The sequence below is a fragment of the Streptomyces cynarae genome (assembly GCF_025642135.1).
GTDB lineage: Bacteria > Actinomycetota > Actinomycetes > Streptomycetales > Streptomycetaceae > Streptomyces > Streptomyces cynarae.
Genome location: NZ_CP106793.1, coordinates 5343681 through 5363241 on the forward strand (window position 1 = coordinate 5343681; position 19561 = coordinate 5363241).

A 19561-nucleotide genomic window follows, 5' to 3' on the forward strand; every position below is an offset into this window, starting at 1 on the left:
GCACGACGCCCATGCCCGAGACCACCCACGAGTACGACTATGTCGTCATCGGTGGCGGAACCGCAGGCTCCGTCATCGCCTCCCGCCTGACCGAGAACCCGGACGTCACCGTCGCCGTCATCGAGGGCGGCCCGAGCGACGTCGGCCGCGACGACGTCCTCACGCTGCGCCGCTGGATGGGCCTGCTCGGCGGCGAACTCGACTACGACTACCCGACCACCGAACAGCCGCGCGGCAACTCCCACATCCGGCACAGCCGCGCCCGCGTCCTCGGCGGCTGCTCCTCGCACAACACCCTCATCGCCTTCAAGCCGCTGCCGTCCGACTGGGACGAGTGGGAGGCGGCCGGCGCCGAGGGCTGGGGCGCCGTACCGATGGAGGCGTACTACGCCCGTCTGAAGAACAACATCGTCCCCGTCGACGAGAACGACCGGAACGCCATCGCCCGCGACTTCGTGGACGCGGCCCAGGCGGCGCTCGGCGTGCCGCGCGTCGAAGGCTTCAACAAGAAGCCGTTCACCGAGGGCGTCGGCTTCTTCGACCTCGCCTACCACCCGGAGAACAACAAGCGCTCCAGCGCGTCGGTGGCGTATCTGCACCCCGTGATGGACGAACGCGCCAACCTCGCGCTGCTGCTTGAGACGTGGGCCTACAGGCTGGAGCTGGACGGCACGCGCGCCCGCGGTGTGCACGTGCGGACCAAGGAGGGCGAGGAGATCCTCGTACGGGCCCGGCGAGAGGTCGTGCTGTGCGCCGGCGCCGTCGACTCCCCGCGGCTGCTGCTGCACTCCGGGATCGGCCCCAAGGCGGACCTGGAGCAGCTCGGCATACCCGTGGTGCACGACCTGCCGGGCGTCGGTGAGAACCTGCTCGACCACCCGGAGTCGGTCATCGTCTGGGAGACGCACGGCCCGATCCCCGAGAACTCCGCGATGGACTCCGACGCCGGACTGTTCGTGCGCCGCGACCCTGAACACGCGGGCCCCGACCTGATGTTCCACTTCTACCAGGTCCCGTTCACCGACAACCCGGAGCGCCTCGGCTACGAGCGGCCGGAGTTCGGCGTCTCGATGACCCCGAACATCCCCAAGCCGAAGAGCCGCGGCCGGCTGTACCTCACCAGCCCGGACCCGTCCGTCAAGCCCGCTCTCGACTTCCGCTACTTCACCGACGAGGACGACTACGACGGCCGCACCCTCGTCGACGGCATCCGCATCGCCCGCGAGATCGCGAAGACCGAGCCGCTGGCGGGCTGGCTGAAGCGGGAGGTGTGCCCCGGCCCGGACATCACCGGTGACGAGGAGCTGAGCGAGTACGCCCGCAAGGTCGCCCACACCGTGTACCACCCGGCGGGCACCTGCCGCATGGGCGCCGAGACCGACGACCTCGCCGTCGTCGACCCCGAGCTGCGCATCCGCGGCCTGGACGGCATCCGCATCGCCGACGCCTCCGTCTTCCCGACCATGACCGCCGTCAACCCGATGATCGGGGTGCTGATGGTCGGGGAGAAGGCCGTCGACCTGATCGGAGGTGGTCTGTGATGAGCACTCCCGTCTCGAGCACACCGGTCTTCTCCGTGGACGGCCTGTGGAAGGTCTTCGGACCCAAGGCGGACCGCGTCCCCTGCGACCCGGAGCTCGGTGCGCTGAGCCCCGCAGAGCTGCGCGAACGCACCGGCTGCACGGCTGCCGTGCGCGATGTGAGCTTCGACGTCCGCAAGGGCGAGGTCTTCGTCGTCATGGGTCTGTCCGGCTCCGGCAAGTCCACGCTGGTGCGTTGTCTGACCCGCCTCATCGAACCGACCGCGGGCACGATCGTCATCGACGGCGAGGACGTCCGCGCCATGGACAGGTCCCGGCTGCGCGAACTGCGCCGCCACCGGGCCGCGATGGTCTTCCAGCACTTCGGCCTGCTGCCGCACCGCACGGTCCTCGACAACGTGGCCTACGGTCTGGAGATCCAGGGCCTGGGCAGGTCCGAACGCCGCGAGAAGGCCGCCGAGGTCGTCGCGAAGGTCGGCCTGGAGGGCATGGAGCACCGGCGGCCCGCCCAGCTCTCGGGCGGTCAGCGGCAGCGCGTCGGGCTCGCCCGCGCGCTCGCCGTCGATCCCGAAGTGCTGCTGTTCGACGAGCCGTTCAGCGCGCTCGACCCGCTGATCCGGCGTGACATGCAGGAGGAGGTCGTCCGGCTGCACCGCGAGGAGGGCCGCACGATGGTCTTCATCACGCACGACCTCAACGAGGCCCTCAAACTCGGCGACCGCATCGCCCTGATGCGCGACGGCCGCGTGGTCCAGCTGGGCACTCCCGAGGAGATCGTGGGCTCCCCGGCCGACGACTACGTCCGCGAGTTCGTCCGCGATGTCCCGCGCGAACAGGTCATCACGGTCCGCAGCGCCATGCGCGCCGCGTCCCTGGAGGAGGCGGGCAGCGGCCCGGCGGTACCGCCGGACGCCACGGTCTCCGAGGCGATCGAGGCGGTGGCCCGGGCGGGTGCCCCGGCGCGGGTGGTGGACGACGGCCGCTGCCTGGGCCTGGTGGACCCGGAGGCCCTGCTCGGGGTGGTCGCCGGGGTCGCGGCGAGCAACGAGGCGCCGACCGGGGACACCACGGACGAGGAGACGTCGGCCGCAACGGCTCGGGCCAGGAAGTCCGCGGCCGGGATGGCCGCCGTGGCCGCCGGCAAGCGTGCCGCCGTGGCGGCGCAGCTGGGCGACGGGGTCACTCCCGCGCGAGCCAAGCCGGGTGTGACGGAAGCACCCGGCAAGCAAGGCCCGGCGCACCGCCCGCCGGTCGGCACGAGCAAGGAGGACGCTTGATGGCCACGGTCACCGCAAGCGCCCCACGCACACTGCTGCCCGGCTTCGTCAAAACCCGCGCCGCCCGCAAACTCCTGGTGCTCGCGGTCATCGCCGCGGTCCTCGCACCGCTGGTGAACTCCCGCTGGCCGGGCGCCGGCTGGCCCGGCGCGCTCACCGTCGACCTCTCCAAGCCCCTCACCACGGCCAGCAACTGGATCATCGACAATCGGGACAGCCACCCCCTGTTCCTGTACTTCTTCGGCTACGTCAGCAACGCCGTCGTCGTCTCCGTGCGCGCCGTCTACCTGGTCCTGCTCGCCGCGGGCTGGCCGGGCGTGACGGTCGCGGCCGCCGTGGTCGCCTGGCGTGCTTCCGGTGTGCGCCTCGCCCTCGGCACCGCAGCGGCGTTCCTCGCCTGCGGTCTGCTCGGCATGTGGGTGGCGACCATGCAGACCCTCGCCCTCATGGTGGTCGCGGTCCTCGCCTCGGTTCTCGTCGGCGCACTGCTCGGCCTGGGCGCCGGTCTGTCCGACCGGGTGGACCGCGCCCTGCGCCCGGTCCTGGACACCATGCAGGTGCTCCCGGCGTTCGCCTACCTCCTGCCCGTGGTCCTGGTCTTCGGCATCGGTGTGCCCGCCGCCGTCCTCGCCACGGTCGTCTACGCCGCCCCGCCGATGGCCCGTCTGACCGCCCTCGGGCTGCGCGGCGCCGACAAGGAGGTGCTGGAGGCGGTCGACTCCCTCGGCGCCACCGCACGGCAGCGCCTGCTGACCGCCCGTATCCCGCTCGCCCGCAAGGAGCTCCTCCTCGGCCTCAACCAGACGATCATGATGGCGCTGTCCATGGCGGTCATCGCCTCGGTGATCGGCGCCGGCGGCCTCGGCGACCGCGTCTACCAGGCGCTGGCGTCGGTCGACGTGGGCGCCGCGCTGGCCGCGGGCATCCCCATCGTGCTGCTGGCCGTCGTCCTGGACCGGGTGACCTCAGCGGCGGGCAACCGGATCGGGCAGGAGCAGCGCAGCGCGCGCCCTGGGCCTACGCGGCCCTCGCCGCCGTCGCCGTGGCCCTGGCCGCGCGCCTGGCGGGCCGCCTCGACTGGCCCACGGGCTGGACGGTCAACATCGCCGAGCCCGTCAACCGCGCCGTCGACTGGATGACCGCCCACCTGTACTCCGGCGTCCCGGTCGTCGGCGGCACCGCCGACTGGGCGGGCCACTTCACCACCTGGGTCCTGGACCCGGTCCGCTCCGGTCTGCAGTGGCTGCCCTGGTGGTCGGTGCTGCTGATCGTCGCCGCCCTGGCCTGGCTGATCGGCACCTGGCGCACCGCGCTGACCGCCGTCCTCGCGATGGCCGCGATCGGCGTGCTCGGTGTGTGGAAGCCGTCCCTCGACACGCTGTCGCAGGTGCTCGCCGCCGTCGCCGTCACCCTCGTCGTCGGCTTCGCGACCGGCATCGCGGCCGCCCGCAGCGACCGCTTCGAGCGGCTGCTGCGCCCCGTCCTCGACGTCTTCCAGACGATGCCGCAGTTCGTGTACCTGATCCCGGTCGTCGCGCTGTTCGGCGTCGGCCGCGCCCCGGCCGTCGCCGCCGCCATCGTGTACGCCCTTCCGGCGGTCGTCCGGATCACCGCGCAGGGCGTGCGAAAGGTGGACCCGGCGGCGCTGGAGTCCGCCCGCTCGCTCGGCGCGACCAGTGGACAGCAGCTGCGCCAGGTGCAGCTTCCGCTGGCCCGCCCGGCCCTGCTGCTCGCGGTCAACCAGGGCGTGGTCCTGGTGCTCGCCGTCGTCATCATCGGCGGCCTGGTCGGCGGCGGCGCGCTCGGTTACAACGTCGTCTTCGGCCTCGCCCAGGGCGACCTGGCGACCGGTCTGGTGGCCGGGATCGCGATCGTCTGCCTCGGTCTGATGCTCGACCGGGTGACCCAGCCGACCGAGCGACGCTCGACGAAGGGAGCGTGACATGACACTGCACCGCAGGACGGCGCTGATCGCCGCGACGGCGGCCGCATGCTCGCTGCTCGCCGGGTGCGGCGCCGCCGACATGACCAAGCAGGCCTCTCCCTTCGCGAACGCCGGGGGCTCGAAGTCCGTGACCCTGTCCGTGCAGTCCTGGGTGGGCGCCCAGGCCAACGTGGCCGTGGCGCAGTACATCCTGGAGCACAAGCTCGGCTACCGCGTCGACACCGTCCAGGTCGACGAGGTGCCCGCCTGGGACGCGCTGAGCCAGGGCCGGGTCGACGCGATCCTGGAGGACTGGGGCCACCCGGACCAGGAGAAGCGGTACGTCGAGGACAAGAAGACGATCACCCGTGGCGGCGGCCTGGGGGTCACCGGTCACATCGGCTGGTTCGTGCCGACGTACCTGGCCAAGCAGCACCCGGACATCACCGACTGGAAGAACCTGAACAAGTACGCCTCCCTGTTCCGCACGGCGGAGAGCGGCGGCAAGGGCCAGCTGATGGACGGCTCGCCGTCGTACGTCACCAACGACAAGGCGCTGGTGCAGAACCTGAAGCTGAACTACCAGGTGGTCTTCGCGGGTTCCGAGGCGGCGCAGATCACGCAGATGAGGCAGTTCGCGAAGGAGAAGAAGCCCTTCCTGACGTACTGGTACGCGCCGCAGTGGCTGTTCAAGAAGGTCCCCATGACGGAGGTGAAGCTGCCGCCGTACAAGGAGGGCTGCGACGCGGACCCGGCGAAGGTCGCCTGCGCCTACCCGCACACGCCGCTGCAGAAGTACCTCAACGCCGACTTCGCGAAGAAGGGCGGCAAGGCGGCCCGGTTCCTGCAGAAGTTCAGGTGGACGACGGAGGACCAGAACGAGGTCGCCCTGATGATCGCCGACCAGAAGACGACCCCCGACGAGGCGGCGAAGAAGTGGGTGGACAGCCACGAGTCCACCTGGAGGTCGTGGCTGTCCTGATCCCGCCGAACCCGCCTACAGCCCTTGGGCGATCTCGCCCAGCGCCGCTGTCGCCCGCCGCTGCAGCCAGGGTCCGAACGTGACCCGGGTGGCGCCGAGTTCGCCCAGCTCGGCGGGCGAGGGGCTCTCGCCGTCGAGCTTGGCGTAGGCGTTGAGCGGCCCCTGGATGCCGGCCCGCAGCAGCGGCAGTACGTTCGCCGGGGCGCCGATCGGATAGACGCAGTCGGCGCCCGCGGCGACGTACAAGGCCGCCCGCTCGATGGCGCGTTCCGGGTCCCCGTCCCCGCATGTGAACGTGTCGACGCGGGCGTTGAGGAACAGCCGGTCGCCTGCCGCGGCCCGCACCTCGGCGAGCCGCTCGGCGTGCTGCCGCGGGTCCTTGAGGGCACCTCCGCCGGAGTCCTCGAGGTTGCACCCGACGGCGCCCGCCTCCAGAAGCCGTTCCACCAGCTCCTTCGGGGCGAGTCCGTACCCGTCCTCCACGTCGGCCGAGACCGGCACATCGACCGCACGGGTGATCCGTGCGACCACCGAGAACATCTCGTCGGCGGGGGTGGACCCGTCCGCGTACCCCAGGGAGGCGGCGATTCCGGCGCTGGGCGTTGCGAGCGCCGGGAACCCGGCGTCCACCAGGGCCCGCGCGCTCGCCGCGTCCCAGGGCCCGGGCAGGACGAGCGGATCGCCGGGGAGGCGTCCGTGGTGCAGGGCGCGGAACGTGTCGACTTTGCTCACCACTCCATGCTCCCCGCCGGAATGCGTCGGGACACCATCAGCCGGTTCCAGCTGTTGATGACGGTGATGAGGGCGAGCAGGTGGGCGAGCCGGGCTTCGTCGAAGTGCCGGGCGGCCCGCTCCCACACCTCGTCCGGCACGAAGCCCTCTGTCAGTACGGTCACCGCCTCCGTCAGCGCCAGCGCGGCCCGCTCCCGCTCGTCGAAGACCTCCCCGGCCTCCTCCCAGGCGTTCAGCAGGTCCAGCCGCGACTCGTCGACCCCCTGCTTCCGGGCGATCGCCAGGTGCATGTCCAGGCAGAACGCGCAGTGGTTGAGCTGCGAGGCACGGATCTGGACCAGCTCGGCGAGGGCGGGGTCGCCGAGCCCCTTCTTCGCGGCCGCGCTCAGGGCCTGCATCGAGGCCCGGACCGCGGGGTCCAGGTGGGTGGTCCGAGCCGTCACTTGTACTGGCCGGGCTGGTAGTGCCCCGGCACCGCACGCGTCGTCACGCCGAACCGGTTCCACGCGTTGATCACCGTGATCGCGGCGATCAGCTGCGCCAGCTCGGCCTCCTCGAAGTGCTTGGCGGCTTTCTCGTACACCTCGTCCGGCACGAACCCGTCCGTCAGCACGGTCACCGCATCGGTCAGCTCCAGCGCGGCCACCTCCTTCTCGGTGTAGAAGTGCCGCGACTCCTCCCAGGCGCTGAGCTGGATGATCCGCTCGACGCTCTCGCCCGCCGCGAGCGCGTCCTTGGTGTGCATGTCCAGGCAGAACGCGCAGTGGTTGAGCTGCGAGGCGCGGATCTTCACCAGCTCGCGCAGCTTCGGGTCCAGACCCTGCCCGGCGGCCGCGTCGAGCCGGACCATCGTCCTGAAGACCTCGGGGGCGTGCTTGCCCCAGTCCATGCGGGGGGTGTGCTCGGGGGCGTACTCAACGGTGGTGGTGTTCTCGTTCGTCGTCATGTCTTCGACCCTATGAGCGAAGCAGCCCAGGGGTATGGTCCAGTTCCATGGGGAAAACGTGGGCCACTCTGGGCATCGACCTGCATCTGGAGCCGACCGGCCCGGGCCTGCGCCGGGGCCTGACCGACGCCCTGCGCGAAGCGGTCCGCACCGGCCGCCTGGCGCCCGGCACTCGGCTGCCGTCCTCCCGCTCGCTCGCCGCCGACCTGGGCATCGCCCGCAACACGGTCGCCGACGCCTACGCCGATCTCGTCGCCGAGGGCTGGCTCACCGCGCGCCAGGGCTCGGGCACCCGGGTGGCCGAGCATCCGGTGGCCGGGCCGCCCGAACGGCCCGCCCCGCATCCGCCCGAGCGCGGCCGCCTCCCCTACGACCTGACGCCGGGCACCCCGGATCTCGCCTCGTTCCCGCGCACCGCATGGCTCAAGGCCGCCCGCCATGCCCTCGCCGCCGCCCCGCACGACGCCCTCGGCTACGGCGACCCCCGCGGCCGTGTCGAACTGCGCACCGCGCTCGCCGGCTACCTCTCCCGGGTCCGGGGTGTGCGGGCCGACCCGGAGCGGATCGTGGTGTGCTCCGGCTTCGCGCAGGGCCTGAAGGTCCTCGGCGAGGTGCTGCGGGACCGCGGGGCGGGCTCGGTGGCCGTGGAGTCGTACGGCCTGTTCGTGCACTGGAACATCCTTCAGCGGGCCGGGCTGCGCACGGTACCGCTGCCCTTCGACGACCTCGGCACGCGGACGGAGGACCTGACCGGCATACCCGCGGTGCTGCTGAACCCCGCACACCAGTTCCCCCTCGGCGGCGCCCTGCGCCCGGAGCGCCGGTCCGCGGTGGTCGACTGGGCCCGTCGCACGGGCGGCCTCGTCCTGGAGGACGACTACGACGGCGAGTTCCGATACGACCGCCAGCCCGTGGGCGCGCTGCAGGACCTCGACCCGGACCACGTGGTGTACCTGGGCACCGCCAGCAAGTCCCTCGCCCCCGGGCTGCGCCTGGGCTGGATGGTCCTGCCCGCGTCCCTGCTCCCGGAGGTGCTGGCCGCCCAGCGGGCCGGCGGCTGGGCCACCGGTGTCCTGGAACAGCTCACCCTCGCGGAGTTCCTCACCTCGGGCGCCTACGACCGCCACGTCCGCGCCGCCCGCCTGCGCTACCGCCGCCGCCGTGACGCCCTGGTCGCCGCGCTCGCGTCCCGCGCCCCGAAGGTACGGGTCCGGGGCATCGCGGCAGGCCTGCACGCGGTGCTGCAACTGCCCCCGGACACGGAGGCGTCGGTGATCAGGGCGGCCACCTGGCAGGGCCTGTCACTGCAGGGTCTGTCGGCCTACCGCCACCCGTCGGCGACCACACGCCCACTGGACGCCCTGGTCGTGGGTTACGGAACACCACCGGACCACGCGTGGTCGGGGGCGCTGGAAGCGCTGTGCCGTGTGTTGCCCTAGGTGTGCTGACCGGATCAGGCAGCCTCCGCGGCCTGGGCAGGTGCCTCCCCGAACCGGGCGAGCGCCAGCGCACCCGCCACCGCCACCGCGAACCCCAGGACCGCCAGCCAGCTCAGCCCCTCCCGCGTACGGTCGCCCAGCCACACGACGCCCACCGCCGCCGGGCCCACCGTCTCGCCGACCACCATGCCGGCCGTCGCGACCGTCACCGACCCCCGCTCCAGCGCCGTCGTCAGCAGTACGAACGCCGCCCCGCCGCCCACCACCAGCGCATACGTCGCCGGATTGGCGAGCAGCCCCCACGGCGCCAGCGAGTCGATCAGCCGCACCGCCACCTCGACCACCCCGAACCCGAACCCGGCACCCAGCCCCAGCACCAGCGAACGCCCCCGCCCCGGCAACCGCCCCCCGGCCAGCCCGAGCACCAGCACGCACACCGCCGCCGCCAGCATCGCGTACCGGAGCCCCGCCGAACCGCCCCGGTCGCCCTCGGCCCCGGACGCCAGCCCCAGCATGGCGAGACCCGCGCACACCACCGCCACCGCGCCCCACTCGCTCCCGGTCAGCCGCACCCGCAGCAGCCGCGCCGCGACCACCGCCGTCACCGCCAGGCTGGACGCGAGCGCCGCGCCCACCGCGTAGATCGGGATCGACCGCAGCGCCGCGATCTGGAACAGGAACCCGAGCCCGTCCAGCGCGAGCCCCGCGAGATACCGCCATTGCCGCACGGCCCGCAGCAGCAGCGCCGCGTCCCCGCCACCGCCCCCGCCCGCCGCCCGCGCCGCGACCGCCTGCAACACCGTCGCCGTACCGAAACAGACCGCCGCGCCCAGCGCACACACCATTCCCACAAGCACAGAGCGACTGTAGGAGACATCCCGAGGACAGGGGCAGGGGTGAACGCGACGGCGGCGGTCTCTAGTCTGATTGCCGCACAGTCTCACCGAAGACTCAACGAATTCTCACTCGACGGGGGATCAACGAACATGGCGGACACACGTCGGCAACTGCGCTCGGGCACCGTCGTCCTCGGCGGCGTGGGACTCCTCGCCGCCGCCCTCACCGCCTGCTCCTCGGACCCGGACAAGCGCTGCGTCGACCGCGACAGCTACACCCTCGGCAAGGGCTACAAGGTCGTCTCCGACAAGAACTGCACGTCCACCAAGACGTCCGTGAACGGCGGCTGGTACTACGGCGGCAAGAAGAAGGGCGGCTTCGTCAACGGCGGTTCCTTCACCAAGCCCCGCAAGGGATCCGGAGGCTCCGGGAGCCACGGCGGCGTCGACCGCGGCGGCTTCGGCAGCGGTCACGGCAAGTCCGGCGGCTGAGCCGCGGTGGAACGCCGTACGACCGAGCCCCGCCCCGGCTGGCAGCAGACCGTCGAGGCACAGGGCCTGATCTATCCCCTCACCCGCTACCCGGACGACTCCCTGCGCCCCTACTGGGACGAGAGCGCCTACTACGTCTTCACGCTCGACGAGGTGGAGGCCCTCGAAGAGGTCGTCGAGGAGCTGCACGCCATGTGTCTGGCCGCCGCCGGGCACATCGTCGCCACGGACCGCTTCGCCGACCTCGGCATCACCGACCCGCGCGTGGCCGCCGCGGTCGCCGAGGCCTGGCACCGCCGCGCCGAACTCCCCTCCGTGTACGGCCGGTTCGACCTGCGCTACGACGGCACGGGCCCGGCGAAGCTCCTGGAGTACAACGCCGACACGCCCACCTCGCTCGTGGAGGCGGCGAGCGCCCAGTGGTTCTGGATGGAGGACCGCTTCCCCGGCGCCGACCAGTGGAACTCCCTCCACGAACGCCTCGTCGCCGCCTGGAAGAGGCAGGCCACGCTGCTCCCGCCCGGGGGCCCGCTGTACTTCGCGCACTCCGCCGACGACGAACTCGGCGAGGACCTGATGACGGTCGCCTACCTGAAGGAGACCGCCGAGCAGGCCGGCCTCGACACCGACTGGATCTCCATGGAGGAGATCGGCTGGGACCCGCTCTCGGAGCGCTTCGTCGACAACCGGCTCCGCTTCATCCGCAGCTGCTTCAAGCTGTACCCCTGGGAATGGCTCACCACCGACCGCTTCGGCGGCCACGTCCTCGACACCCTCGACAACGGCGGCGGCACCGGCAGCACCCTGTGGATCGAGCCCGCCTGGAAGATGCTGCTCAGCAACAAGGCCCTGCTCGCGATCCTCTGGGAGCTGTACCCCGGCCACCCGAACCTGCTCCCGGCCCACCTGGACGGCCCCCGGGAGCCGGCCCGCACCACGGGCTACGTCGCCAAGCCGCTCCTCGGCCGCGAGGGCGAGGGCGTCACGGTCCACGCGCCGGGCGCCGCGCCCGTCGTGCGGGAGGAGCCCTGCTGCTACCAGGAGCTGGCGCCCCTGCCCTCCTTCGACGGCAACCACGTCGTCCTCGGCGCCTGGGTCGTCGAGGACGAGTCGGCGGGCCTCGGCATCCGCGAGTCGTCGGGCCTGGTCACGGACGAGTACGCGCGTTTCCTGCCGCACGTGATCCTCTAGACACGGTCCGCGCGACGCCGAAGTACCGCCCGCAGCCGGTCCGGCCCCGCTTCCGGCCGCAGACGAACGTGTGCCCTTTCCCCGTCGCTCGCATGATGGACACGGGAACGGACCGCGCCGCGACGCCCGGTAGGCTGATCGACGGGCCGTGACTGGCGCGCTGGGATGGGACCGACCATCGGGGAGCGGCCCGGATGCGAGCGAGTGCCGTGCGCCTGGGCCAACCGTGAACCGTGAACGCTTCAAGCCACGCCGCCCGGAGGCCGACATGACAGAGCAGCAGCCCCTCTCCACCGAGTCCACCGCCTTCCGCGCCGCCCTCGACGTGATCCGCGCGGTCGAGCCCCGGGTCGCCGACGCCATCGGCCAGGAGGTCGCCGACCAGCGCGAGATGCTCAAGCTGATCGCCTCCGAGAACTACGCCTCCCCGGCCACCCTGCTGGCGATGGGCAACTGGTTCAGCGACAAGTACGCCGAGGGCACCGTCGGCCGCCGCTTCTACGCGGGCTGCCGCAATGTGGACACCGTCGAGTCGCTGGCCGCCGAGCACGCGCGCGAGCTGTTCGGCGCCCGCCACGCCTACGTGCAGCCGCACTCCGGCATCGACGCCAACCTCGTCGCCTTCTGGGCCGTTCTCGCCCAGCGCGTCGAGACCCCGGCCCTGGAGAAGGCGGGCGTCCGCCAGGTCAACGAGCTCTCCGAGGAGGACTGGGCCGAGCTGCGCCGCGCCTTCGGCAACCAGCGCATGCTCGGCATGTCCCTGGACGCGGGCGGCCACCTCACCCACGGCTTCCGCCCGAACATCTCCGGCAAGATGTTCGACCAGCGCTCCTACGGCACCGACCCGGCCACGGGCCTCATCGACTACGACGCCCTGCGCACCCAGGCCCGCGAGTTCAAGCCGCTGATCATCGTCGCCGGCTACTCCGCCTACCCGCGCCTGGTCAACTTCCGGATCATGCGCGAGATCGCCGACGAGGTCGGCGCCACGCTCATGGTCGACATGGCGCACTTCGCGGGCCTGGTGGCGGGCAAGGTGCTCACCGGCGACTTCGACCCGGTCCCGCACGCCCAGATCGTGACCACCACCACCCACAAGTCGCTGCGCGGCCCGCGCGGCGGCATGGTCCTGTGCGACGACTCCCTCAAGGACCAGGTCGACCGCGGCTGCCCGATGGTCCTCGGCGGTCCGCTCCCGCACGTGATGGCCGCGAAGGCGGTGGCGCTCGCGGAGGCCCGGCAGCCCGCCTTCCAGGACTACGCCCAGCGGATCGTGGACAACTCCCGTGCGCTGGCGGAGGGCCTGATGCGCCGCGGCGCCACGCTGGTGACCGGCGGCACCGACAACCACCTGAACCTGATCGACGTGGCCACCTCCTACGGCCTCACCGGCCGCCAGGCCGAGTCCGCCCTGCTGGAGTCCGGCATCGTCACCAACCGCAACGCCATCCCGGCCGACCCGAACGGCGCCTGGTACACCTCGGGCATCCGCATCGGCACGCCCGCGCTCACCACCCGTGGCCTGGGCACGGCGGAGATGGACGAGGTGGCGGGCCTGATCGACCGGGTCCTCACCACCACCGAGCCGGGCACCACCAAGTCCGGCGCCCCGTCCAAGGCGGCCCACGTCCTGGACGAGAAGGTCGCCCAGGAGATCGCCGAGCGGGCGACCGACCTGGTGGCGGGCTTCCCTCTGTACCCGGAGGTCGACCTGGGCTGACCACTGCCGGTCACCCGAGCTCTCCGAGATCGATGAGCTCCTGACGCGGCGGCTCGGCCACCCGCTGAGCCGCGCGCGCGCCGTCGTACGACCAACGTGCCACCGGCACCCAGCGCCAGCCCCGCCCCGAGCCCCACGGCCGCCCAGCGCAGGTCGTCCGGAAGACCACCCCGGGCGCGGCGGGCGCGGCCCCGAAGAGGCCGTCCCGCTCCAACCGCTCGAAGACGTCCTTCGGCACCCGCCGCCACCGGATGTCGTCGTCGGCCACGTCCGGCGCCGGGTCCGACCGCACCCAGGGCGTCCCGTCCGCCGCCAGGAACACCTGGTCCTGCCGCTCGATGGCCACGTCGCCCCCGGGTGCCCGGCGCGTGTACGGCCACCCCCCGATCCCGGTCAGCGCCCACACCACCGTGGCCCGCGCCCGCGGATACCGACCCCGCTGCCACGTCTCGGGCACCCGCTCCGTCCGTGTCTCCGTCGGCGCCAGCAACTGCCACAGCAGCGCGAACCGCCGGTCACCCGAGCGTAAGGTCGTCGTGCGGCCCGAATCGCCCGTCACGACCAGTGCCAGATCGGGTATGTCCCTGCTCATGGCCCGCGCCGGCACGGCAGCCCCGCCCAGCGCCACCACCGTGGCCACCGCCGTCGTGACCAGCGCCCCCACCAGCCCGCCGAGCCCGCGCATGCGACCCCCTCAGTTGTCATGCTCCTTGTTACACCGTCGCAGAAAGATCGGATCACAGCTGTTCCCGGCCAGTTCCAGCCCGGCCCCCCGGACCTGAGAGAATGGTGAACATGGCCTCTGACAGTCCTCGCGTGCTCTCCGGTATCCAGCCCACCGCGGGCTCGTTCCACCTCGGCAACTACCTCGGCGCCGTCCGCCAGTGGGTTGCCCTGCAGGAGACCCACGACGCGTTCTACATGGTCGTCGACCTGCACGCGATCACCGTTCCGCAGGACCCGAAGGACCTGCGCGCCAACACCCGCCTGGCCGCCGCCCAGCTGCTGGCGGCCGGGCTCGACCCGGAGCGGTGCACGCTCTTCGTCCAGAGCCACGTCCCCGAGCACGCCCAGCTCGCCTGGATCATGAACTGCCTCACCGGCTTCGGCGAGGCAAGCCGCATGACCCAGTTCAAGGACAAGTCCGCAAAGCAGGGCGCCGACCGCGCGAGCGTCGGCCTGTTCACCTACCCGATCCTCCAGGTCGCCGACATCTTGCTGTACCAGGCGAACGAGGTCCCGGTCGGTGAGGACCAGCGGCAGCACATCGAGCTGACCCGCGACCTCGCCGAGCGGTTCAACGGTCGCTTCGGCGAGACGTTCACGATCCCGCGGCCGTACATCCTCAAGGAGACGGCGAAGATCTACGACCTCCAGGACCCGTCCATCAAGATGAGCAAGTCGGCGTCCACGCCGAAGGGCCTGATCAACCTGCTGGACGAGCCGAAGACCACCGCGAAGAAGGTCAAGAGCGCGGTCACGGACACGGACACCGTGATCCGCTACGACGTGGAGCAGAAGCCGGGCGTCAGCAACCTGCTGACGATCTACTCGACCCTCACCGGGACCCCGATCGCGGACCTGGAGCGGCAGTACGAGGGCAAGGGCTACGGCGCGCTCAAGACGGACCTCGCCGAGGTCATGGTCGAGTTCGTGACGCCGTTCAGGGAGCGCACCCAGCAGTACCTGGACGACCCCGAGTCCCTCGACTCGATTCTCGCCAAGGGCGCGGAGAAGGCCCGCGTCGTCGCCGCGGAGACGCTGGCGCAGGCCTACGACAAGGTGGGCTTCCTGCCCGCCAAGCACTGACGTCCGGGAGCGGCGCGTACCGGCGCAGGGACGCGCCACGGCCAAGAGCGCTGTACATCACTGCGGTTGCGCCTGCCCGACGGGCGGTCGTGGCCGTACAGTCGATAGCCGGACGGCTGTGCACGAATCCGACACGACGACCGACACGACGACAGGGAGACGACGTGGGGACCGTAACGATCGGTGTGTCGATCGCGGTCCCGGAGCCACACGGCAGCGAGCTCCAAGAGCTGCGCGCGGGCTTCGGCGACGCCGCGGCGCGTTGCATTCCCACCCATGTCACCCTGCTGCCGCCGACGGAGGTGGACTCCGCGGATCTGCCCGCGATCGAGGCGCACCTCGTCTCCGTCGCGGCGGCCGGGCGGCCCTTCCCGATGCGGCTGGCCGGCACGGGCACGTTCCGGCCTCTGTCGCCGGTGGTGTACGTGAAGGTCGCCGAGGGCGCCGAGGCGTGCTCCCGGTTGCAGCGGCAGGTCCGGGACCCCTCCGGGCCGGTGGCGCGCGAGCTGCTGTTCCCGTACCACCCGCATGTGACGGTGGCGCACGGCATCGACGACGCGTCGATGGACCACGCGTACGAGGAGCTTGCGGACTACGCGGCCGAGTGGCCCTGCACGGGCTTCGCACTGTACGAGCAGGGCGCGGACGGCGTCTGGCGCAAGCTGCGGGAGTTCCCCTTCGGCAGCGCGGTCGTACCGCCGCAGGCCGCCGCCCCGGCCGAGAACGCCACCCTGCCGAGCCTCTAGGCCTCCGTATCGCGACGAAACGGGCATAACCTCTCCATATCTCTATATCTCTCCTCTGTGCGGCCTCTCACTGAAACGGGCGATGCGGGGAAGCCGGATACAGACCGGAATACCGGGGTGAAGACCGGGTTCCCGAGGGGAGGGACGGATCATGGACTGGCTGAAGAGACTCCCCGGCATCGGGCCACTGGTCACGCGCCTGATGACCACGCACGCCTGGCGCTCCTACGAACGCCTGGACCGCGTGAAGTGGACCCGGCTCGCCGCCGCGATGACGTTCGTCAGCTTCGTGGCGCTCTTCCCGCTGCTCACCGTCGCCGCCGCGATCGGCGCCGCGACGCTCAGCCAGGCCCAGCAGAACACCGTGCAGAAGAAGGTCGCCGAGCAGTTCCCGGGCATCTCCAGCCAGCTCGACATCCACGGCCTGGTGCAGAACGCCGGTACCGTCGGTGTGATCGCCGGGGCCGTGCTGCTGTTCACCGGCATCGGCTGGGTGGGCCAGATGCGGGACTGTCTGCGCGCGGTGTGGGAGCTGCCGGACGACAACGGGAACCCCCTGGTGCGCACGCTCAAGGACGGCCTGGTGCTGGTCGGCCTCGGCGGCGCGGTGGTCGTCACCCTCGCCACGTCCACCGTCGCCACCGCGCTGGTCGACTGGATGGCCGGGCAGCTCGGCCTCGACCGGGGCGGCTGGGGCAGCGTCCTGCTGCGGATCGCCGCCTTCGCCGTCTCCGTCCTCGCCGACTTCCTCGTCCTGCTCTACGTCCTCACCCTGCTGCCCGGCGTGGAGCCGCGGCGGCGCCGCCTCCTCGTCGCCGCCCTGATCGGCGCGGTCGGCTTCGAACTGCTCAAACTGCTGCTCAGCGGCTACATCCAGGGCGTCGCCGGGAAAAGCATGTACGGCGCCTTCGGCGTGCCCGTCGCGCTGCTGCTGTGGATCAACTTCACCTCCAAGCTCGTGCTGTTCTGCGCCGCCTGGACGGCGACGCAGAGCAAGGAGGAGGAGGCGGAACAGGTCAGGGACGCGTCCGGCGACGTACCAGATCGGGCAGCGGCCAGCGGCGGTTCACCAGGAACGCCCCCGCGCCCAGCAGCACCAGAAGGCCGGCCGTGATGGCGAGCGCCACGCCCATCCCGCTGGAGCCGCCCTCCCGCACCGAGGCCGCCACCGGCTTGCCGGGCCCCCGGCCGCGGCGGCGGGGACGGCGTCCCGCTGGAGGCCGTGCCCGTGGCCGCGCTCTTCGGCGCGACCAGCTCGCCCACCGGCGTCACCTTGCCGGCGGCGCCGAAGCCCCAGTCGAGCAGCCGGGCGGCCTCCTTGTAGACCTCGTTGTGGTCGTGCTTCTCCGGGTTCATGACCGTCACCAGCAGCACCTTGCCGTTGCGCTCGGCGACCCCCGTGAAGGTCGCTCCCGCGTTGGTGGTGTTGCCGTTCTTCACGCCCGCGATGCCCCGGTACGGGGTCATGTCGTAGTCGCCGGCCAGCAACCGGTTGGTGTTCTGGATCTCGAACGACCCGCGGGTTTTCTTGCCGCCCTTCTCCGTGGTCTCGCCCGGGAACTTGGCCCGCACCGTCGAGCAGTAGTCGCGGAAGTCCTTCTTCTGAAGTCCGGAGCGGGCGATCAGGGTGAGGTCGTACGCCGAGGACACCTGCCCCTGGGCGTCGTAGCCGTCCGGGCTGACCACGTGCGTGTCGAGCGCCTGCAGCTCCTCGGCGTGCGCCTGCATGTCCTTCACGGTCTGCGGGACGCCGCCGTTCATCGCGGACAGCGCGTGCACGGCGTCGTTGCCGGAGCGCAGGAACACGCCGAGCCACAGGTCGTGGACGGTGTAGGTCTCGCCCTCCTTTATGCCGACCAGGCTGGATCCGGCGCCCATGCCGGCCAGATCGGAGGGGAGCACCTTGTGCGTCTCGCTCGCCGGGAACTTCGGCAGCACGGTGTCCGCGAACAGCATCTTCAGGGTGCTCGCCGGGGGCAGCCGCCAGTGCGCGTTGTGGGCGGCGAGGACGTCACCGGACTCGGCGTCGGCGACGATCCAGGAGCGCGCGGTGACGTCCTTCGGCAGCACCGGGGCACCGCTGCCCAGGTTCGCCTGGGTACCGGGCCTGCCGAGCTGCTCGCCGCCGACGGTCGACATCACGGCCGGAGGGGTGGCCGAGGGCGACGCTGCCGGGGTCTTCGGGGCCGCGAACGCGGTCGCGGGTGCGGCGAGCGAGAGGGACAGCACGACGGCGGAGGCGACCGGCAGGCGGCGCCCGACGATCTTCTTCAAGGCGGACACGACCGCGAAGGTACCGGGCGCCGACGGTGAAGTCCCGACCCGTCCCGGCCGTTGCCGCGCACCCCCGGGCGAGTGGCCGCCCGCGACCCGCGATACTGAAGGTATGAAGCTCAGCCGCCCCGTCTCCTGGTTCCTGCTCGCCTTCGGGGTGTGGAGCTGGGTCATCTGGATCACTTTCGTCAAGAACCTCTGGAAGGACGGCAGCGGACTCGCGTTCGACCACGCGGGGAATCCGACGGCGTACTTCTGGGTGCACCTGACGCTCGCCGTCGTCTCCTTTGTCCTTGGGACTGTCATCGGGGTCATCGGGTTGCGCGGACTGCGCGCACTGCGGCGAACGTCATAGCGGGACGGGGACAACACCGTGGTCGTCGTCTTCGTGCTGGTCGCCCTCGCCGTCCTCGCGGCGCTCGTCGCCCTGCACTGGTACGCGTGGCGCCGGCTGGTCCGCGACACGACCCGCGGTCCGGGCCTCGCCCGCCGCACCGGCACGGCGGTGCTCGTCGCCGGGCCGGTGCTGATGGTCGCGGCCCTGGTCGCCGAGCGCGCCGGCGCCCCGTTCTGGCTGCAACGCGTCCTCGGCTGGCCCGGTTTCCTGTGGATGGCGCTGACGCTGTACCTGCTGCTGGCGCTGGTGGCGGGGGAGTTGGTACGACCGCTGGTGCGGCGCCTGGTGGAGCGCGGGGCGCGAGCGGAGGAGAGGGCACCGCTGCCGGCAACGGTGCCGGTGGGACCGGCACCCGCGGACCCGGAGCCCGCGCCGTCACAGGTGCAGTCCGCCCCGTCCCGGCGGCTGTTCGTCTCCCGGGTCGTCGGCGGCGCGGTGGCCGCGGCCGCGGTCGGCACGGTGGGCTACGGCACCTACGGAGTCCTGCGCGGCCCCGCCGTGAAGCGGGTCACGGTGCCGCTGGCCAAACTCCCGCGCGCGGCGCACGGCTTCCGGATCGCGGTGGTGAGCGACATCCACCTGGGTCCCGTGCTGGGCAGGGGCTTCGCGCAGAAGGTCGTGGACACGATCAACTCGACCCAGCCCGACCTGATCGCGGTCGTCGGCGACCTGGTCGACGGCAGCGTCAAGGACCTGGGCCCGGCGGCGGCCCCGCTGTCCCGGCTGAAAGCCCGTCACGGCAGCTACTTCGTCACGGGCAACCACGAGTACTTCTCGGGCGCGGACCAGTGGGTGGAGGAGGTACGCCGACTGGGCCTGCACCCCCTGGAGAACGCCCGCACGGAACTGCCCGCGTTCGACCTGGCCGGCGTCAACGACCTGGCGGGCGAGAGCGAGGGCGAGGGCCCCGACTTCACCAAGGCGCTCGGCGACCGCGACACCTCACGCACGGTGGTCCTCCTGGCCCACCAGCCGCTGCAGATCCACGAAGCGGTCAGGCACCACGTGGACCTCCAGCTCTCCGGCCACACCCACGGCGGCCAGCTCTGGCCGGGCAACTTCGTCGCGGCCGCCGCCAACCCCACGGTCGCCGGCCTGGACCGCTACGGCGACACCCAGCTGTACGTGTCCCGCGGAGCGGGAGCGTGGGGACCGCCGACGCGGGTGGGTGCCCCGTCGGACATCACGGTCATCGAACTGGCCTCCCGCCAGGCCTGATGCCTTGGCCGAAACCTGACGGAAACATCCTCTGGGT

The 19561-nt window shown here is 71.8% G+C and carries 17 protein-coding genes, 2 pseudogenes and 1 riboswitch; of the genes and pseudogenes, 13 read left to right on the forward strand and 6 right to left on the reverse strand.

Annotated features, from left to right (window positions below):
* Positions 1-11: 11 nt before the first annotated feature.
* The 4 genes and pseudogenes from N8I84_RS24550 to N8I84_RS24565 all read left to right on the forward strand — a co-directional run bounded on the left by N8I84_RS24550 (position 12) and on the right by N8I84_RS24565 (position 5724).
* Positions 12-1541, forward strand: a complete 1530-nt coding sequence (locus tag N8I84_RS24550; RefSeq protein ID WP_263231543.1) for a GMC family oxidoreductase — start codon at positions 12-14, stop codon at positions 1539-1541.
* The gene (locus N8I84_RS24555) at positions 1541-2818 is read left to right on the forward strand and encodes a quaternary amine ABC transporter ATP-binding protein (protein ID WP_263231545.1); all 1278 of its coding nucleotides are present in this window, start codon (positions 1541-1543) and stop codon (positions 2816-2818) included. Before N8I84_RS24550 ends, N8I84_RS24555 begins: the two co-directional genes overlap by 1 nt.
* Positions 2818-4760: pseudogene (locus N8I84_RS24560) on the forward strand (ABC transporter permease). Before N8I84_RS24555 ends, N8I84_RS24560 begins: the two are co-directional and overlap by 1 nt.
* Before the next feature lies 1 nt (position 4761).
* Positions 4762-5724, forward strand: coding sequence for an ABC transporter substrate-binding protein (locus N8I84_RS24565; protein WP_263231546.1), 963 nt, complete (start codon positions 4762-4764; stop codon positions 5722-5724).
* 15 nt (positions 5725-5739) lie between these two features.
* On the opposite strand, the gene N8I84_RS24570 is transcribed toward N8I84_RS24565, so the two are convergent.
* Genes N8I84_RS24570 through N8I84_RS24580 form a run of 3 tightly spaced genes read right to left on the reverse strand, consistent with a single transcriptional unit; the run spans position 5740 to position 7402 of the window.
* On the reverse strand, positions 5740-6456 hold the full coding sequence (locus N8I84_RS24570) for an isocitrate lyase/PEP mutase family protein (RefSeq protein WP_263231548.1): 717 nt from the start codon (positions 6454-6456) through the stop codon (positions 5740-5742).
* Positions 6453-6899, reverse strand: coding sequence for a carboxymuconolactone decarboxylase family protein (locus tag N8I84_RS24575; RefSeq protein ID WP_263231549.1), 447 nt, complete (start codon positions 6897-6899; stop codon positions 6453-6455). Before N8I84_RS24575 ends, N8I84_RS24570 begins: the two co-directional genes overlap by 4 nt.
* Positions 6896-7402 carry a carboxymuconolactone decarboxylase family protein gene (locus N8I84_RS24580; RefSeq protein ID WP_263231550.1) on the reverse strand — a complete coding sequence of 169 codons (507 nt, stop codon included), beginning with the start codon at positions 7400-7402 and terminating at the stop codon, positions 6896-6898. Before N8I84_RS24580 ends, N8I84_RS24575 begins: the two co-directional genes overlap by 4 nt.
* A 47-nt stretch (positions 7403-7449) precedes the next feature.
* Between N8I84_RS24580 and pdxR the strand changes: the two genes are divergently transcribed.
* Positions 7450-8841, forward strand: a complete 1392-nt coding sequence (pdxR, locus tag N8I84_RS24585; RefSeq protein ID WP_263231551.1) for a MocR-like pyridoxine biosynthesis transcription factor PdxR — start codon at positions 7450-7452, stop codon at positions 8839-8841.
* Between the two features lie 14 nt (positions 8842-8855).
* Here the strand turns inward: pdxR and N8I84_RS24590 are convergent, their stop codons facing one another.
* Positions 8856-9686, reverse strand: coding sequence for a DMT family protein (locus tag N8I84_RS24590; protein WP_263234875.1), 831 nt, complete (start codon positions 9684-9686; stop codon positions 8856-8858).
* 141 nt (positions 9687-9827) lie between these two features.
* Between N8I84_RS24590 and N8I84_RS24595 the strand changes: the two genes are divergently transcribed.
* From N8I84_RS24595 to N8I84_RS24605, 3 genes are all read left to right on the forward strand, one after another.
* Complete coding sequence (locus tag N8I84_RS24595) at positions 9828-10169, forward strand: hypothetical protein (RefSeq protein WP_263231552.1); 342 nt, start codon at positions 9828-9830, stop codon at positions 10167-10169.
* Positions 10170-10175: 6 nt separating this feature from the next.
* Positions 10176-11360, forward strand: coding sequence for a glutathionylspermidine synthase family protein (locus N8I84_RS24600; protein ID WP_263231553.1), 1185 nt, complete (start codon positions 10176-10178; stop codon positions 11358-11360).
* Between the two features lie 138 nt (positions 11361-11498).
* A riboswitch (ZMP/ZTP riboswitch) is annotated at positions 11499-11588 on the forward strand.
* A gap of 40 nt (positions 11589-11628) precedes the next feature.
* Complete coding sequence (locus N8I84_RS24605; protein ID WP_263231554.1) at positions 11629-13080, forward strand: glycine hydroxymethyltransferase; 1452 nt, start codon at positions 11629-11631, stop codon at positions 13078-13080.
* Between the two features lie 10 nt (positions 13081-13090).
* Here the strand turns inward: N8I84_RS24605 and N8I84_RS24610 are convergent, their stop codons facing one another.
* A complete protein-coding gene (locus N8I84_RS24610) occupies positions 13091-13765 on the reverse strand; it encodes a hypothetical protein (protein WP_263231555.1) in 675 nt (224 codons plus the stop codon).
* A 110-nt stretch (positions 13766-13875) separates the two neighbouring features.
* Between N8I84_RS24610 and trpS the strand changes: the two genes are divergently transcribed.
* The 3 genes from trpS to N8I84_RS24625 all read left to right on the forward strand — a co-directional run bounded on the left by trpS (position 13876) and on the right by N8I84_RS24625 (position 16749).
* Entirely contained in the window at positions 13876-14889 is a 1014-nt protein-coding gene (trpS, locus tag N8I84_RS24615) for a tryptophan--tRNA ligase (protein WP_263231556.1), read from the forward strand.
* Positions 14890-15053: 164 nt separating this feature from the next.
* The gene (locus tag N8I84_RS24620) at positions 15054-15635 is read left to right on the forward strand and encodes a 2'-5' RNA ligase family protein (RefSeq protein ID WP_263231558.1); all 582 of its coding nucleotides are present in this window, start codon (positions 15054-15056) and stop codon (positions 15633-15635) included.
* Between the two features lie 151 nt (positions 15636-15786).
* The gene (locus tag N8I84_RS24625) at positions 15787-16749 is read left to right on the forward strand and encodes a YihY/virulence factor BrkB family protein (RefSeq protein WP_263231559.1); all 963 of its coding nucleotides are present in this window, start codon (positions 15787-15789) and stop codon (positions 16747-16749) included.
* Here N8I84_RS24625 and N8I84_RS24630 read toward each other — a convergent pair.
* A pseudogene (locus N8I84_RS24630) lies at positions 16652-18083 on the reverse strand (D-alanyl-D-alanine carboxypeptidase). The gene N8I84_RS24625 and the pseudogene N8I84_RS24630 sit on opposite strands and share 98 nt — an antisense overlap.
* Between N8I84_RS24630 and N8I84_RS24635 the strand changes: the two are divergent.
* Both N8I84_RS24635 and N8I84_RS24640 read left to right on the forward strand, forming a co-directional pair.
* Positions 18022-18264: an SCO4848 family membrane protein gene (locus tag N8I84_RS24635; RefSeq protein ID WP_263231560.1), complete on the forward strand. Its 243-nt coding sequence runs from the start codon at positions 18022-18024 to the stop codon at positions 18262-18264. The pseudogene N8I84_RS24630 and the gene N8I84_RS24635 sit on opposite strands and share 62 nt — an antisense overlap.
* Positions 18265-18282: 18 nt before the next feature.
* Positions 18283-19524 carry a metallophosphoesterase gene (locus N8I84_RS24640; RefSeq protein WP_263231562.1) on the forward strand — a complete coding sequence of 414 codons (1242 nt, stop codon included), beginning with the start codon at positions 18283-18285 and terminating at the stop codon, positions 19522-19524.
* Positions 19525-19561: the final 37 nt, after the last annotated feature.